The organism is Thauera aromatica (assembly GCF_023093595.1).
Taxonomy (GTDB): Bacteria; Pseudomonadota; Gammaproteobacteria; order Burkholderiales; family Rhodocyclaceae; genus Thauera; species Thauera aromatica_A.
This window is the reverse complement of record NZ_JALLIK010000066.1, coordinates 1-14931: the sequence shown is the minus strand read 5'-3', so window position 1 is coordinate 14931 and position 14931 is coordinate 1. Positions and strand designations below refer to the sequence as shown.

General features: G+C 65.6%; 17 protein-coding genes. 5 read left to right on the top strand and 12 right to left on the bottom strand.

The window, feature by feature from the left end:
• Window positions 1-117: 117 nt before the first annotated feature.
• From MXC99_RS01415 to MXC99_RS01390, 6 genes are all read right to left on the bottom strand, one after another.
• The gene (locus tag MXC99_RS01415; RefSeq protein WP_247723843.1) at window positions 118-603 is read right to left on the bottom strand and encodes a YajQ family cyclic di-GMP-binding protein; all 486 of its coding nucleotides are present in this window, start codon (window positions 601-603) and stop codon (window positions 118-120) included.
• Between the two features lie 22 nt (window positions 604-625).
• Window positions 626-961: a pyrimidine/purine nucleoside phosphorylase gene (locus MXC99_RS01410; protein ID WP_247723842.1), complete on the bottom strand. Its 336-nt coding sequence runs from the start codon at window positions 959-961 to the stop codon at window positions 626-628.
• Window positions 962-976: 15 nt separating this feature from the next.
• Window positions 977-1207, bottom strand: a complete 231-nt coding sequence (locus MXC99_RS01405; RefSeq protein WP_107220827.1) for a DUF2788 domain-containing protein — start codon at window positions 1205-1207, stop codon at window positions 977-979.
• Window positions 1208-1278: 71 nt separating this feature from the next.
• A complete protein-coding gene (locus MXC99_RS01400; protein ID WP_247723841.1) occupies window positions 1279-2508 on the bottom strand; it encodes an argininosuccinate synthase in 1230 nt (409 codons plus the stop codon).
• 71 nt (window positions 2509-2579) lie between these two features.
• The gene (argF, locus tag MXC99_RS01395; protein ID WP_247723840.1) at window positions 2580-3503 is read right to left on the bottom strand and encodes an ornithine carbamoyltransferase; all 924 of its coding nucleotides are present in this window, start codon (window positions 3501-3503) and stop codon (window positions 2580-2582) included.
• A 9-nt stretch (window positions 3504-3512) separates the two neighbouring features.
• Window positions 3513-4688 (bottom strand): aspartate aminotransferase family protein, encoded by a 1176-nt coding sequence (locus MXC99_RS01390; RefSeq protein ID WP_247723839.1) that lies wholly within the window; start codon window positions 4686-4688, stop codon window positions 3513-3515.
• 370 nt (window positions 4689-5058) lie between these two features.
• Between MXC99_RS01390 and MXC99_RS01385 the strand changes: the two genes are divergently transcribed.
• Complete coding sequence (locus tag MXC99_RS01385; protein WP_075148715.1) at window positions 5059-5349, top strand: DUF3579 domain-containing protein; 291 nt, start codon at window positions 5059-5061, stop codon at window positions 5347-5349.
• Window positions 5350-5538: 189 nt separating this feature from the next.
• On the opposite strand, the gene rpsT is transcribed toward MXC99_RS01385, so the two are convergent.
• Window positions 5539-5805, bottom strand: a complete 267-nt coding sequence (gene rpsT / locus MXC99_RS01380; protein WP_247723838.1) for a 30S ribosomal protein S20 — start codon at window positions 5803-5805, stop codon at window positions 5539-5541.
• A 136-nt stretch (window positions 5806-5941) separates the two neighbouring features.
• Here rpsT and murJ point away from each other — a divergent pair, with 136 nt between their 5' ends.
• Window positions 5942-7480: a murein biosynthesis integral membrane protein MurJ gene (gene murJ, locus MXC99_RS01375; protein ID WP_247723837.1), complete on the top strand. Its 1539-nt coding sequence runs from the start codon at window positions 5942-5944 to the stop codon at window positions 7478-7480.
• 114 nt (window positions 7481-7594) lie between these two features.
• Here the strand turns inward: murJ and MXC99_RS01370 are convergent, their stop codons facing one another.
• On the bottom strand, window positions 7595-8521 hold the full coding sequence (locus tag MXC99_RS01370; RefSeq protein WP_247723836.1) for a LysR family transcriptional regulator: 927 nt from the start codon (window positions 8519-8521) through the stop codon (window positions 7595-7597).
• Window positions 8522-8620: 99 nt separating this feature from the next.
• Between MXC99_RS01370 and MXC99_RS01365 the strand changes: the two genes are divergently transcribed.
• Window positions 8621-9397: a ferredoxin--NADP reductase gene (locus MXC99_RS01365; protein ID WP_247723835.1), complete on the top strand. Its 777-nt coding sequence runs from the start codon at window positions 8621-8623 to the stop codon at window positions 9395-9397.
• A gap of 179 nt (window positions 9398-9576) precedes the next feature.
• Window positions 9577-11241: an energy-dependent translational throttle protein EttA gene (gene ettA, locus MXC99_RS01360; RefSeq protein ID WP_247723834.1), complete on the top strand. Its 1665-nt coding sequence runs from the start codon at window positions 9577-9579 to the stop codon at window positions 11239-11241.
• A gap of 141 nt (window positions 11242-11382) precedes the next feature.
• Here the strand turns inward: ettA and MXC99_RS01355 are convergent, their stop codons facing one another.
• Genes MXC99_RS01355 through MXC99_RS01345 form a run of 3 tightly spaced genes read right to left on the bottom strand, consistent with a single transcriptional unit; the run spans window position 11383 to window position 13602 of the window.
• Window positions 11383-12318 (bottom strand): DMT family transporter, encoded by a 936-nt coding sequence (locus MXC99_RS01355; protein ID WP_247723833.1) that lies wholly within the window; start codon window positions 12316-12318, stop codon window positions 11383-11385.
• Between the two features lie 52 nt (window positions 12319-12370).
• Entirely contained in the window at window positions 12371-13210 is an 840-nt protein-coding gene (locus MXC99_RS01350; protein WP_247723832.1) for a Rossmann-like domain-containing protein, read from the bottom strand.
• Window positions 13211-13215: 5 nt separating this feature from the next.
• Complete coding sequence (locus tag MXC99_RS01345) at window positions 13216-13602, bottom strand: DUF2237 family protein (RefSeq protein ID WP_247723831.1); 387 nt, start codon at window positions 13600-13602, stop codon at window positions 13216-13218.
• 21 nt (window positions 13603-13623) lie between these two features.
• Here MXC99_RS01345 and MXC99_RS01340 point away from each other — a divergent pair, with 21 nt between their 5' ends.
• The gene (locus MXC99_RS01340; RefSeq protein ID WP_348772076.1) at window positions 13624-14388 is read left to right on the top strand and encodes a response regulator; all 765 of its coding nucleotides are present in this window, start codon (window positions 13624-13626) and stop codon (window positions 14386-14388) included.
• An 11-nt stretch (window positions 14389-14399) separates the two neighbouring features.
• On the opposite strand, the gene MXC99_RS01335 is transcribed toward MXC99_RS01340, so the two are convergent.
• Window positions 14400-14931, bottom strand: a 532-nt coding sequence (locus tag MXC99_RS01335) for a transposase (protein ID WP_247723830.1), incomplete at its 5' end; no start/stop codon positions are given.

Genomic DNA, 14931 nt, shown 5'->3' with positions numbered 1-14931 from the left:
AGACAGGAAGCTACACAAAACAACAGCTTGTGAACAGGGGTGCGGCAAGTATTTGATCGTGAACGTCATTTTTTGATGCTCAACGACAAATGGGTAGCTGCGGTAGCCCTGGGGGCTTCAGTCCCTGAAGTTGCCGTACTGCAGCGGGAAATCGGTGATCTGCTTTTTCACCAGCGCGATCGCCTCCTGCAGTACGTCGCGCTTGGCGCCGGAGACACGCACCGCGTCGCCCTGGATCGCAGCCTGGACCTTGAGCTTGCTGTCCTTGATCTGCTTGACGATCTTCTTCGCCAGATCCTGATCGACGCCGACCCGTACTTTGACTTCCTGCTTGACCTTGTTGCCGGAAATCTTCTGCACGTCGCCGTAGTCGAGGCAACGCACGTCGACGTTTTTCTTGGTCATCTCGGGCAGCAGGATGGTCTTGATCTGGTCGAGCTGGAAGTCGCTGTCGCCGTAGAGAGTGAGCAGCTTGTCGGCATGTTCGATCTTGGCGCTGGTGCCCTTGAAGTCGTGGCGCCCCTCGACCTTGCGGTTGGCCTGCTCGACGGCGTTGCGCAGCGAAGGCTGATCGACTTCGGACATGATGTCGAAAGACGGCATGATTTCCTCCCCGTGCCCGCGTTCAGCCGAAATGACAGATGTAGTGATAAGGCTCGCCCGCAACCTCGATGTCGAAGCTGGAGTTTCCCGGCACGCGGAAGGATTCACCGGCGCCGTAGGTCTTCCATTCCCCGGGCTTGCCATCGCTGCTCTTCAGGCGCACGCGGCACTGGCCGGCGACGCCTTCCATGATTTCGGGCGCGCCGGTATTGAAGGTGAGCGCGGCCGGCAGGATGACGCCGACCGACTTCTTCGTGCCATCGGCGAACTGGATGCCGTGGCTGACGCACTTGCCGTCGAAGTAGACATTGGCCTGGGTGGTGACGGCGACGCCGTCGATCTTTGCGGTGATGCTCATGGCGAAAGCGGACTCCTATTCGATGCCGAGGATTTTCTGGATGAGACCCTTCGAGATGAAGCCGAGAAAGCCCAGGCCGAGGACGACGAACAGCCAGATCGTGCCGTAGCGGCCGGCCTTCGACTCCTTGGCGAGATTGCCGATGATGAACAGCATGTAGAGGACCAGGGCCGCGAGGCAGACCTTCAGCGAGATCGACTCGAACTCGGCGAGGGTGAGGCCGAAGAGGAGGATGTCGTCGTCCATCGGAAGGCAGTACTCGAAGGATGCGGCCGGCGCCCTGCGCAACGGAGCGCGGGGCGCCGGCCGGAGGCGGATCAGCCGCGCTTCGTCCTGGCGTTGGCGGCGATGCGCATGCGCAGCGCGTTGAGGCGGATGAAGCCGTGGGCGTCTTTCTGGTTGTAGGCGCCGGCGTCGTCCTCGAAAGTGGCGATGGTCGGGTCGAACAGCGAATCGGTCTTCGAGTCGCGCCCGGTGACGATGACGTTGCCTTTGTAGAGCTTGAGCCGCACCCAGCCGTTGACGGTCTGCTGGGTGTGATCGATCAGCGCCTGGATCGCCTGGCGCTCGGGGCTCCACCAGTAGCCGTTGTAGATCATGCTGGCGTAGCGTGCCATGAGGTCGTCCTTGAGGTGGGCGACTTCGCGGTCGAGCGTGATCGATTCGATGGCGCGGTGGGCGCGCAGCAGGATAGTGCCACCCGGGGTCTCGTAGCAGCCGCGGCTCTTCATGCCGACGTAGCGGTTCTCGACCAGATCGAGGCGGCCGATGCCGTGCTTGCCGCCGAGCTCATTGAGCTTGGCGAGCAGCTCGTGCGGCTTCATGCGGGTGCCGTCGATGGCGACGAGGTCGCCCCGCTCGAACTCCAGGTCGATGTACTCGGCGGCGTCCGGGGCCGCCTCGGGCGACACGGTCCAGCGCCACATCGACTCTTCGGCTTCGGCGGCAGGGTTCTCGAGGTGGCGCCCTTCGAAGGAAATATGCAGCAGGTTGGCGTCCATCGAATAGGGCGAGCCGCCCTGCTTGTGCTTCATCTCGATCGGGATGCCGTGCTTTTCGGCGTAGGCGAGCAGCTTCTCGCGCGACAGCAGATCCCACTCGCGCCACGGCGCGATCACCTTCACCCCCGGCATCAGGGCGTAGTAGCCGAGCTCGAAGCGGACCTGGTCGTTGCCCTTGCCGGTGGCGCCGTGCGACACCGCGTCGGCGCCAGCGGCGCGCGCGATCTCGATCTGGCGTTTGGCGATCAGCGGCCGCGCGATCGAGGTGCCGAGCAGGTATTCGCCCTCGTAGACGGTATTGGCGCGAAACATCGGGAAGACGAAGTCGCGCACGAACTCCTCGCGCAGATCGTCGATGAAGATGTTCTCGGGCTTGATCCCGAACTTGAGCGCCTTGGTGCGCGCGGGCTCGAGTTCCTCACCCTGGCCGAGGTCGGCGGTGAAGGTCACCACTTCGCACCGGTAGGTGTCCTGCAGCCACTTCAGGATGACCGAAGTGTCCAGCCCGCCCGAGTAGGCGAGCACAACCTTGTTGACGTCGCTCATGCTGTTTTCCTGTTTCCTGCTGTGTTGCCGGCGCGCACGCCCGTGCACACCGTGATTGTTCCGCGGCTCGGTCAGTCCTCGATGCGGCCGAGCATCAGATATTCCATCAGCGCTTTCTGCGCGTGCAGACGGTTTTCCGCCTCGTCCCAGACCACCGACTGCGGGCCGTCCATGACCTCGGCGGTGACTTCCTCGCCGCGGTGCGCCGGCAGGCAGTGCATGAACAGCGCATCCTTGTGCGCAACCGCCATCATCTCGGCATCGACGCACCAGTCGGCGAAGGCTTTCGCGCGCTCTTCGTTCTCGGCCTCGAAGCCCATCGAAGTCCACACGTCGGTGGTGACCAGGTCGGCACCCTTGCACGCCTCGAGCGGATCGGCGAACTGCTCGAAGTTGGCCGTGCCGTACAAGCCGGCGCGTTCGGGCTCGACTTCGTAGCCCGGCGGCGTCGACACATGGACGTTGAAGTCGAGCACTTCAGCGGCCTGCAGCCAGGTGTTGCACATGTTGTTGCTGTCGCCGACCCAGGCCACGGTCTTGCCCTGGATCGAGCCGCGGTGCTCGATGTAGGTGAAGATGTCGGCGAGGATCTGGCAGGGATGGTATTCGTTGGTCAGGCCGTTGATCACCGGCACGCGCGAATTGGCGGCGAAGCGTTCGACGATGTCCTGCTCGAAGGTACGGATCATCACCAGGTCGCTCATCCGCGAAATCACCTGGCCGGCATCTTCGACCGGCTCGCCGCGCCCCAGCTGCGAGTCGCGGGTGTTGAGATAGATCGCCGTGCCACCGAGCTGGTGCATGCCGGCTTCGAACGACAGCCGGGTCCGGGTGCTGGCCTTCTCGAAGATCATTACCAGGGTGCGGTCGAACAGCGGATGGTAGGGCTCGTAGCGCTTGAACTTGTCCTTGATCCACTTCGCACGCGCGAACAGATGGCCGTACTCCTCGCGGGAGAAATCCTTGAACTGCAGATAATGCTTGATCTGGCTCATGCCACCTCCTTAGCCCTGGGCGAGGAAATCGCGGATCATCGGCGCCAGCATCGACACCAATGTCTGCGCATCGGCGGCGGTGAAGGTGAGCGCCGGCAGCAGGCGGACGACGCGCTCCGAAGTGATGCTGAGCAGCAGCCCCTGTTCGGCGGCACGTGCCATCAGCTCCCCGCAGGGACGGTCGAGTTCGATACCGATCATCAGCCCGCGGCCGCGGACATCGACCACGCCGGCAACGCCTTCGAGCGCTTCGGCGATTCCCTTGCGGATCGCCTCGCCGACAGTAACGGCATTCTCCATCAGCCTGTCGCCGACAATCGCGTCGAAAGTGGCCAGGCCGGCCGCACAGGCCAGCGGATTGCCGCCGAAGGTGGAGCCGTGATTCCCCGGCCCGAACAGCCCCTTCGCCTTGCCTGCGGTGACGCATGCGCCAATGGGTACGCCCGAGGCCAGCCCCTTCGCTAGCGTCATCACGTCCGGCTTCGCGCCGGCGTGCTGCCAGCCGAACCACTTGCCGGTACGCCCCATGCCGCACTGGACTTCGTCGCAGATCAGCAACCAACCCTTCTCGTCGCACAACGCGCGCAATTCGCGCTGGAAGGTCTCGTCGGCCACATTGACACCGCCCTCACCCTGGATCATCTCCAGCATCACCGCGGCCACACCGTGATTGTGTTCGCCGATTTTGCGGATCGCCTCGATGTCGCGGTAAGGGACGCGGATGAATCCCTGCACCAACGGTTCGAAACCAGCCTGGGCCTTGCGGTTGCCGGTTGCCGACAGGGTCGCCAGGGTACGCCCGTGGAAAGCATTTTCCATCACGATGACGTGGGGAAGATCGATCCCCTTCTGATGACCGTACATGCGCGCGAGCTTGATTGCGGCTTCATTGGCTTCACAACCGGAATTGCAGAAGAACACTTCATCCATACCCGACGCTTCGGCGATGCGGTCGGCAAGACGTTCCTGCAGCGGAATGCCGTACAGGTTGGAAGTGTGGAGCACGCGCGCAGCCTGGTCGGCGATGGCCTTGACCAAGCCGGGGTGGTTGTGGCCAAGGGTATTGACGGCGATCCCCGACAGGGCATCGAGATAGCGCTTGCCAGCATCATCGTACAGCCACACGCCCTCTCCGTGCGTGAAGGCGACGGGCAGGCGCGCGTAGGTGTTCATCAGATGGGACATGGAGTACCTCGAACGAAACGAAGGCTGAAAAACGCGCACGGCGGCAGGTGCCGCCGTGCAGGGTGAAGTCCGGATGTTAAGCCAAAAACCTCGGCCCTGTACATAAGCCCGACAGCGTTCGAATGCCTCCCGGGATCACGATCCAGCCTCCCGCGACCGCCCCTCCACGGCCGTGCCCGCACCGCCACCGGCAGCACCCCCGCACCCTGTCCTTCAGGCCGCGTCCGCCCTCATCGCCCGCCCCCGCCGTCCGCACTCGCACCCTCGCCCGTTTCGAGCCGTGCTTTTCTGCTAGAATTCGCGCGCTTTTGAGTCCCGGCGACAAGGAACCGGGACCTGAACACCCCCCGAAGCCGCCAAGGCATCACACATGAACCAGAAGATCGAAAACTTCGTCATTGTCGGGGTCACGAGGGAAGGAAAGACGTTCCGTCCAAGCGATTGGGCCGACCGCCTGTGCGGCATCATGTCCGCTTTCGGCGCCGACCATCGCATGATGTACTCTCCCTACGTGCGCCCGGGCTGCACGCTCACCGGCAACAAGACCGTCCTCGTCGACGCCCGGCTCTACGACATCGAGCCGCTGGCCTACAAATTCCTCATCAACTTCGCCAACGACAACGACCTGCAGATCGACTGGATGGGCGACACCCCGCTCTAGCGCTCCGTCGCCGGCAGGCCGGCAGCATGGACATCCGCGGCGCGATTCTGCGTGACCGCACCCACCCTGCACCGCCGACCGAAACACGACCGCAACTTTCCGGGGCTCGCCCCCATAAAAAAAGCGACCTGATGGTCGCTTTTTTATTCATTGCGCCGCAGCGGCGCAGCGGCTTGCGTGCCGGACGGCTCAGACCGCCATCGACTTGACCGCAGCCGACAGGCGGCTCTTGTGACGCGCGGCCTTGTTCTTGTGGATGATCTTCTTGTCGGCGATGCTGTCGATGGTGCTCATCGAGGCGCGAAAGACCGACTGAGCCGCCGCCTTGTCGCCACCCGCGATGGCCTTGCGCACGGCCTTGATCGCGGTACGCAGGCGGGAGCGAAGGCTGGCGTTGTGAGCGCGAGACTTGACTGCCTGACGGGCGCGCTTGCGAGCTTGTGCCGAGTTGGCCATAAATTCGATTCCGTATTGGTGGTTCTAGAAAGTCCGCGATTCTATCCGCGTAGCCGTCCGGATGCAAGCCCGTTTTCGGCTATCATGCGCGCTCCCCATCTCCAGCGCGCCACCCCGGCGCCCTCCCCCCTCCCGCATGAACCTGCTGCGCGCCCTCGCCACCGTCAGCGGCATGACCCTGCTGTCCCGCATCCTCGGCTTCGTGCGCGATTTCGTGATCGCACGCACCTTCGGTGCCGGCATGGCCACCGACGCCTTCTTCGTCGCCTTCCGCCTGCCCAACCTGCTGCGCCGGATGTTCGCCGAAGGCGCCTTCTCCCAAGCCTTCGTACCCATCCTCGCCGAGTACAAGAACCGCCAGGGGGCGCAAGCGACGCAGACCCTGGTCGACCGCGTGGCGACCCTGCTCGGCCTGGTGGTAGCCTGCGTCGCCGCCCTCGGCGCGCTTGCCGCCCCACTGATCATCTACGTTTCCGCCCCCGGCTTTGCCGGCGACCCCGGCAAGTTCGAACTCACCGTCGAGCTCACCCGCATCACCTTCCCCTACATTTTCTTCATGGCCCTGGTAGCGCTCGCCGGCGGCGTGCTCAACACCTGGAGCCGGTTCGCGATCCCGGCGTTCACTCCAGTGCTGCTCAACCTCGCCTTCATCGGCATGGCCCTGTTCGCCGTCCCCTACTTCGATCCGCCGGTGCTCGCGCTGGCCTGGGCGGTGTTTCTCGGCGGCCTGCTTCAGCTCGCACTGCAGATCCGCCCGCTGGCGAAGATCGGCATGCTGCCGCGCTTCGAGCTGAATCTTTCCGACCCCGGCGTGCGCCGCATCATGAAACTGATGGCACCGGCCCTGCTGGGCGTGTCGGTGAGCCAGATCTCGCTCTTGATCAACACCGTCTTCGCCTCCTTCCTGGAAAGCGGCAGCGTGTCCTGGCTGTACTACGCCGACCGCCTGATGGAATTCCCCGCCGGCCTGCTCGGTGTCGCGCTGGGGACGGTCCTGCTCCCCAGTCTGTCCAGGCTGCACGCCGACGACAACGCGGAACAATTCTCCGCGCTGCTCGACTGGGGCCTGCGCCTGACCCTGCTGCTGACCCTGCCGGCCGCGCTCGGGTTGGCGCTGCTGGCAGTGCCGCTGGTGGCGACGCTGTTCAACTACGGCGCCTTTTCCGCCGCCGACGTCATGCACACGCGCAGCGCGCTGGTCGCCTACAGCATCGGCCTCACCGGGCTGATCCTGGTGAAGGTGCTGGCGCCCGGCTTCTACGCCCGTCAGGACATCCGTACTCCGGTCAAGATCGCGCTGATCACGCTTGCCGCCACCCAGCTGATGAATCTCGCCTTCATTATTCCGCTGCGCCACGCCGGGCTGGCGCTGGCGATCGGCCTGGCCTCCTGCCTGAACGCCGGGCTGCTGTTCCGCGGCCTGCGCCGGCGGGCGATCTACGCTCCGCAGCCGGGCTGGAGCGTGTTTGCGCTCAAGCTGCTCGCGGCACTGGCGGTGATGGGGGCGGTTTTGTGGTTCGGCAGCGGCGCGGAAGCGCGCTGGGTGCAGATCGGCGGACTGGAACGCGGCCTGCGGCTGGCCGCGATCGTCACCGCCGGCGCGCTCGCCTACTTCGCCACCCTGTTCGCTCTCGGCTTCCGCCTCCACGACTTCCGCCGCCGCGGCGCCGTCTGAAGCCGGCAGCACCCGGAAACGGCTCGAACAAGAAGAGCCGTACAAAAAGAGCCGAATACCCAGACCAGGCGCCCTCGGCAGGCCGCGGGCCGGGCACCGGCACCCTGCCGATCCTCAGCGCACCGCCGGCAGCGCAATCAGATCGCTGCGGCGGGCGCCAGCGGTGAACGCGCGACAATCGTCGAGAAAGCAGCGGATCGCCGCGCTGTGGTACTTCCCCTTGTGCCAGGCGAAGCTGAACTGCCGGCGCAGGTCGAGCTCCGGCGCCTCCAGCGCCACCAGGCTGCCACGCCGCAACGCATCGCGCAGCGCCAGCCGCGACAGGCACCCCAGCCCCAGCCCGCTTTCCACCGCACGTTTCACCGCCTCGGTGTGCTCCAGCTCGAGGCGCGGCACCAACCCGCCGGGGCGGTGGCGCAGCGCCCGATCGAAGGTTTCGCGCGTTCCCGAGCCACGCTCGCGCAAAATCCACGGCTGCTGCGCGATCTCATCCACCGACACCGCCTTGCGTCCGGCCAGCGCATGCGAGGGCGCACAAAACACCACCAGTTCGTCATCGACCCACGGCTCGAGCTCGATTTCGGCATCCACCACCTGCCCTTCGACCAGGCCGAGGTCGATCTCGTAGCGCAGCAGCATCGCGGCGATGCTCGCCGTGTTATGCACCTGCAGCCGGACCCGGCTTTCCGGATGGCGCTGCAGGTACGCCGACGCGATCAGCGGCAGCAGGTAGTTGCCGATCGTCAGTGTCGCCCCCACGCGCAAATTGCCCAAGCCATGCTTGCCGCGCAGCAAGGTCTCGATCTCCTCGGCACGGTCGAGCAGCTCCACCGCATGCGGCAGCAGCAGGCTGCCCTGCTCGTTCAAGCGCAGGCGCTTGCCCCTGCGGTCGAACAGCTGCTGCTCGAACAGGCTCTCCAGTTCGGCCAGCGCCGCGCTCGCCGCCGACTGCGACAGCGCCAGCGCCTCGGCTGCGCGCGACACGTTCTCGCTGCGCGCGACCCCGACGAAGACCTGAAGCTGACGAAGGGTGAATCGCATATCAATTTTTCAGGTAAGAGATAGAGATATTATCCAGTAAAAAGGTAAAAGAATCTCCCTAGAATCCACCCATCCCAACTTCGCACACGGCCCCCGATCATGACCAACCTCGTCACCGAAACCGTCCTCAGCGTCCATCACTGGAACGACTCCCTGTTCAGCTTTCGCACCACCCGCAACCCCGGCCTGCGCTTCGAGAACGGCCAGTTCGTGATGATCGGCCTCGATGTCGAAGGCAAGCCGCTGACCCGCGCCTACAGCATCGCCAGCCCCAACCACGAGGAGCACCTCGAGTTCTTCAGCATCAAGGTCCCCGACGGCCCGCTCACCTCGCGCCTGCAGTTTCTGCGTCCGGGCGACCCGATCGTGGTCAGCAAGAAGCCCACCGGCACGCTCGTCGTGCACGACCTCCACCCCGGCAAGCACCTCTACCTGCTCGCCACCGGCACCGGCCTCGCACCCTTCCTCAGCGTGATCCAGGACCCGCACACCTACGAGCGCTTCGAGAAGGTGGTGCTGGTGCACGGGGTGCGTTTCGTCTCGGAGCTCGCTTACACCGAGTTCATCACCCGCGAGCTGCCGCAGAACGAATTTTTCGGCGAGCAGGTGCGCGAACAGCTGATCTACTACCCGACCGTGACCCGCGAACCCTTTCGCAACACCGGCCGCATCACTCATGTGATCGAAACCGGCAAGCTGTTCGCCGACATCGGCCTGCCTGCGCTCGATCCTGCGCACGACCGGGTGATGATCTGCGGCAGCCAGGCGATGAACAAGGACTGCTGCGACCTGCTCGACGCACGCGGCTTCGCAATGTCGCCACGTATCGGCGTGGCCGGCGACTACGTGATCGAGCGCGCCTTCGTCGAGAAATGATCCGACCCACGGCGGTGAGGTGACCCACTGCGGCGCCACCTCACGCACCGCCCCTCCCCCTTCCGCCGGAGCATCCTCGCCCGCTGCGCCCGCCCTGCTCGGGCGCAAGACGATGCGTGCTCCCCGCGTCCGCCTCCGGTAGACTCCTGCCCTTTCCGACTCCGCAGGACCTCCGCCCAATGGCCCAATACGTCATGTCGATGCTGCGCGTGAGCAAGATCGTTCCGCCCAAGCGTCAGATCATCAAGGACATCTCCCTCTCCTTCTTCCCCGGCGCCAAAATCGGCCTGCTCGGCCTCAACGGCTCGGGCAAATCCACCGTGCTGCGCATCATGGCCGGAGTGGACAAGGAATACGACGGCGAAGTGCAGTGGCTCGCCGGCCAGCGCATCGGCTACCTGCCGCAGGAACCCGAGCTCGACCCGGCCAGGACGGTGAAGGAAGAGGTCGAATCCGCCCTCGGCGAAATCATGGAAGCGCGCCAGAAGCTGGAAGAGGTCTACGCCGCCTACGCCGAGCCCGACGCCGACTTCGACAAGCTCGCCGAGGAACAGGCCAGGTACGAGAACATCCTGTCTACGGCCGGCAGCGACATCGAGACCCAGATGGAAATCGCCGCCGACGCGCTGCGCCTGCCGCCCTGGGACGCCGTCATCGGCAACCTGTCGGGCGGCGAGAAGCGCCGCGTCGCGCTGTGCAAGCTGCTGCTCTCCAAGCCCGACATGCTGCTGCTCGACGAGCCCACCAACCACCTCGACGCCGAATCGGTCGAGTGGCTGGAGCAGTTCCTCACCCGCTTCCCCGGCACCGTGGTCGCCGTCACCCACGACCGCTACTTCCTCGACAACGCCGCCGAGTGGATCCTCGAACTCGACCGCGGCCACGGCATCCCGTGGAAGGGCAACTACTCGTCCTGGCTCGAGCAGAAGGGTGATCGCCTGGCGCAGGAAGCCAAGCAGGAAGCCGCGCACCAGAAGGCGATGAAGACCGAGCTGGAATGGGCGCGCTCCAACCCCAAGGCGCGCCAGGCCAAATCCAAGGCCCGCCTCGCCCGCTACGAGGAAATGGCGAGCGTCGAATACCAGCGCCGCAACGAGACCCAGGAGATTTTCATTCCGCCCGGCGAGCGCCTCGGCGACAAGGTCATCGAGTTCCACGAGGTGAGCAAGGCCTTCGGCGACAAGCTGCTGATGGACAAGGTCAGCTTCAGCATCCCGCCGGGCGCCATCGTCGGCATCATCGGCCCCAACGGCGCCGGTAAATCGACCCTCTTCAAGATGATCGAAGGCCGCGACACACCGGATTCGGGCACGGTCGAGATCGGCTCCACGGTCAAGATCGCCGCGGTCGACCAGACCCGCGAGGGCCTCGCCAACGACAAGACGGTGTTCGACGCTGTTTCCGACGGCGCCGACGTGCTCACCGTGGGCCGCTTCGAGATGCCCAGCCGGGCCTACATCGGCCGCTTCAACTTCAAGGGCGGCGACCAGCAGAAGATCGTCGGCAACCTCTCCGGCGGCGAGCGTGGGCGCCTGCACCTGGCCAAGACCCTGATCCAGGGCGGCAACGTGCTGTTGCTCGACGAACCGTCCAACGACCTCGACGTCGAGACCCTGCGCGCGCTCGAAGACGCCTTGCTCGAATTCGCTGGCTGCGCGCTGGTGATCTCGCACGACCGCTGGTTCCTCGACCGCATCTGCACCCACATCCTGGCGGCCGAGGGCGATTCACAGTGGTTCTTCTTCGAGGGCAACTACCAGGAATACGAAGAGGACAAGAAGAAACGCCTCGGCGAGGAAGGCGCCAAACCCAAGCGCATCCGCTACAAGCCGATCGCGCGCTGACCGCGCGCTGACCGGTTTCCAGCGTTCGCCGAAGAGCCCGCCGCAGACGACACTGCGGCGGGCAGGTCGACGGCACTACAGCCGTAACAGCCGGCGCGAGGACATCCGGCCGGGACGGCAGACGCCCCGCCCGTGTTGTCCTCAGGCCGCGCGCCGGCGCGCGGTCTGCGTGCTGACCAGGATGCCGCCGACGATCAGCACGAACGCGGCACCATGGTAGAGGCGCGGCCACTCGCCGATCACGGCGGCCGACAGCACCGCGGTAAACAGCGGATTGAAGTTGTAGAAGATGGCCGCAACCGCCGGGCCGGCTTCAGCCACCGCCACGCCCCACGCACGGTAGGCGATGATCGACGGTCCGACGGCGACATAGAGGATGATGGCGGCCAGCCCCCACGACCACTGCGTCGGCCCCGAAGGCAGGATCAGATCGCCGGCGGCTGCGGCGGCGACCGCCCAGCCCACCCCGAACACGCACTGCACGACGAGGAATTCCGCCCAGTTCCACGCCGGGCGGGCTTCCCCGGCCATGTGTGCGGGCGGACGGGCGAGCATCCAGCTGTAGGCGGTCCAGCCCATCATCGCCAGCAGCATCAACAGATCGCCCTCGACGAACTCGATGCGCGCGAGCGCGCCCAGCTCGCCGCGCGAGAGCACCACCGCCACCCCGGCGAGCGACAGCAGCGCGCCGAGAACCTGCACCGGGCGCGGAATCACGCGGTAGAACAGCGCACCGATCAGCATCATCCACACCGGCGCGCTCGAGGCGATCAGGGTGACGTTGAGTGGCGTACTGGTGCGCAACGCCATGTATTGCAGCGCGTTGTAGGCGCCCACGCCGATCAGCCCAAGCACGGCCAGATGCACCCAGCGCGCCCGCACCTGAGCACGCGCCGCAGGCGTGCCGAAGGCGCGCCAGCCCAGCGGCAGCAGCAGCACGAGGGCCAGCGCCCAGCGCACCGCATTGAGCCAGAGCGGATCCATACGCTCGATCGCAATCCGGCCGACGACCGCGTTGATCGCCCACAGCAGGGGCGGCAGGATCAGAAAGAAGAACAGCCGGGGAGAGAGATTCATCGGGACGCTTATTTTTGTCGGGTTCTCGAAGGCGCCAAGGCAGCGCCCTGCCTCAAACGCGAGGCAGGCCGGGCCAGTCCGCTGCGGCGAGGGCGAACTTGTAGGCGAAGCCGCTCCAGGCATCGCCCCGCCGCAAGGCGTCGATGAAGCCTGTGCGATCGGTGACCCAGCTGCCTCCCACCATGGTCACGCCGCGGGCGAACAGCGGATCGGGCAGACAACCCGCGCTCGGGCCAATCAGCACGATACGGCGGGCGTGGCGGCAATGGCCGAGGATGGCGTCCACCGTATGGTTGAGCAGGATCGTGCTGGTCGACAGCACCTTGTCGCAGGCCTCGAGCTCACCCGCATCGAGGGTCACGCGGTAGCCCTCGTACTCGCCGACACGCTCGGGATTGAGCTCGATCACGGTCAGCCGCGCGCCCGCTGCCGTAACCTGCTTGAGCAGCGGCGTGAACAGCCCGACCATGCCGATATGGTCCCCCGCCCGGGGCGCGATCCCACCGATCGAATCAGGTGCGCGCGGCGGCGCAAAACCCATCCGGTCCATCACCGTGCGCGACAGCGCATTGGCCGCAGCGAATCCCAGCATCCGGCGCAACTCGGCATCGCCTCCCACGCCTGCGGGGGCCGCGAATTCGCGCGCGAGCTGCAGCCCATCCATCCCGACAATGGCTTTCGGGTCATCCGAACCGAGCAGCCGGGCCAGGGCGTTGCCGAGCAGGACGTAGGAAAGGCCGAGCGCCCCGTCATCGAGTTCCAGCGCGCAGAATTCGCCATTTCTCGAATCGGCCGCTTCGGGAGGTGGCAAGTGCAGTGCCCGCACACGCGGAACCGGCTGGCCGGCAAGGGCGTGTTCAAGACAGGCGATCAGATCTTCAGCAAACCCCATCGCGCTTACGTCCGCGGCCCTGCCGCAGCGCTGTAGGCGTGGGCTTTGAGTGTTTCCAGGTCGACCACCCCCAGCGCCGACTCGTGCGTGGCCTCGAGTACGACCGGCGGCGCCACGCCCGCTTCCAGGGCTTCTTTCCAGCGCAGCGCGCACAGGCACCAGCGATCGCCCGGCTTCAAGCCTGCAAACCGGAACTCCGGGCGCGGTGTGCTCAAGTCGTTGCCGACCGCCTGGGAAAAAGCCAGAAAAGCCTCATCGACCCGCACGCAAATCGTATGGCGGCCGAGATCGTCGGGACCGGTTTCGCAGCATCCTGTCCGGAAAAACCCCGTCAACGGGGAATAACTGCAGGCCAGCAAGGGGCCGCCCAATACGTTTCGTGACGCATTCATGCTCGTTCTTTCCGCAGATTGATGGACCACACAGGCAAACACGAAGCGAAGCGCCCGGCCGCCCGGCAAGCCGGGGGCAGCGCCCCGCAGTGGCCGGGACATTGTAGCGCCAGCGCTCTCCGACCGACCGAAAACTGCGCATTTCTGTTACTTTTGCCCGGTTACATCGATTTCGGTATCTGGATGTCTGCCATTCCCGACACGCAGCCGTCGAAGCGCGAATTCATCAGCACTGCCCAGGCCGCACGCCAGCTCGGCCTGTCTTTGGGTACCGTCCAGAACATGGTCGAGGCGGGCGCCCTTTCCGGCTGGAAAACCGCCGGCGGCCATCGCCGGATCTGGCAGGACTCGGTCGATGCCCTGCTCGCCCGCGGCCGCACTCCCGGCGGCGCGCTGCGGGTGCTGATCGTCGAGGACGACAAGCTGCTGCAAACGCTCTATCGCGAGACGTTCGCGACCTGGCCAATTCCGCTCGAGGTGAACATCGTCGATCACGGCCTCGACGCTCTCGTCGAACTGGGCCGCGAACAACCCGACCTGCTGATCACCGATCTGCGCATGCCCGGTGTCGACGGCTTCGAAACGATCCGTCGTCTGCGCACCAACCCCTTGAGCAGCCGCACCTCCATCGTCGTGGTCTCGGCGCTGAGCGCGCAAGAAATCGCCGCCCGCGGTCCCCTGCCCAAGGATGTCACGATTTATCGCAAACCCGTCCCTTTCCACGAGCTGCACGGCTATATCCAGGCATTGTCCGCGCAGCGCCGGCGCACACACGACGTGGCATGAGACACCCTGTGTCAACCCCCGGCGGTTTGAAGGAACGGCTTAGCTGCGCCGTGGTTGGCGACGTCATAGGGCTTGCGATCGGTCCAGGCACGCCAGAGCACACGCACCCAGGCGCGGGCAAGGATGCGGATGGCGTGCGGATGGTCGCAGCCGCGCGCTCTTGCGCGCGCGTAGATGTCTGCAGCCCAGGCGCTGGCATGACGGGAGTTGTCGGCCAGACAGGTGAGCGCGGCGCGCAGGCGGTGGTTGCAGGCCCATCGGAAGGTGACCGCACGCGCCTTGCCCGACTGGTAGGTCACCGGTGCCACACCGGCCTCAGCGGCCAGCTGCGCGTCGGTGCCGAAGCGGCTGCGCACGCTACCCAGTTCGGCGAGGATCTTCGCGGCGCAGATGCGCCCGGCGCGCGGGAAGCTCATGACGATACGGCCATCATCGAGGCTGGCGACCTGGTGCTCGATACGGCAGGTGAGCAGTCGGATTTGCTCGACCAGACGGGCGAGGATGCGGGCGAGGCAGCGCACGAGCTCGCCCTTGGCCTCCATC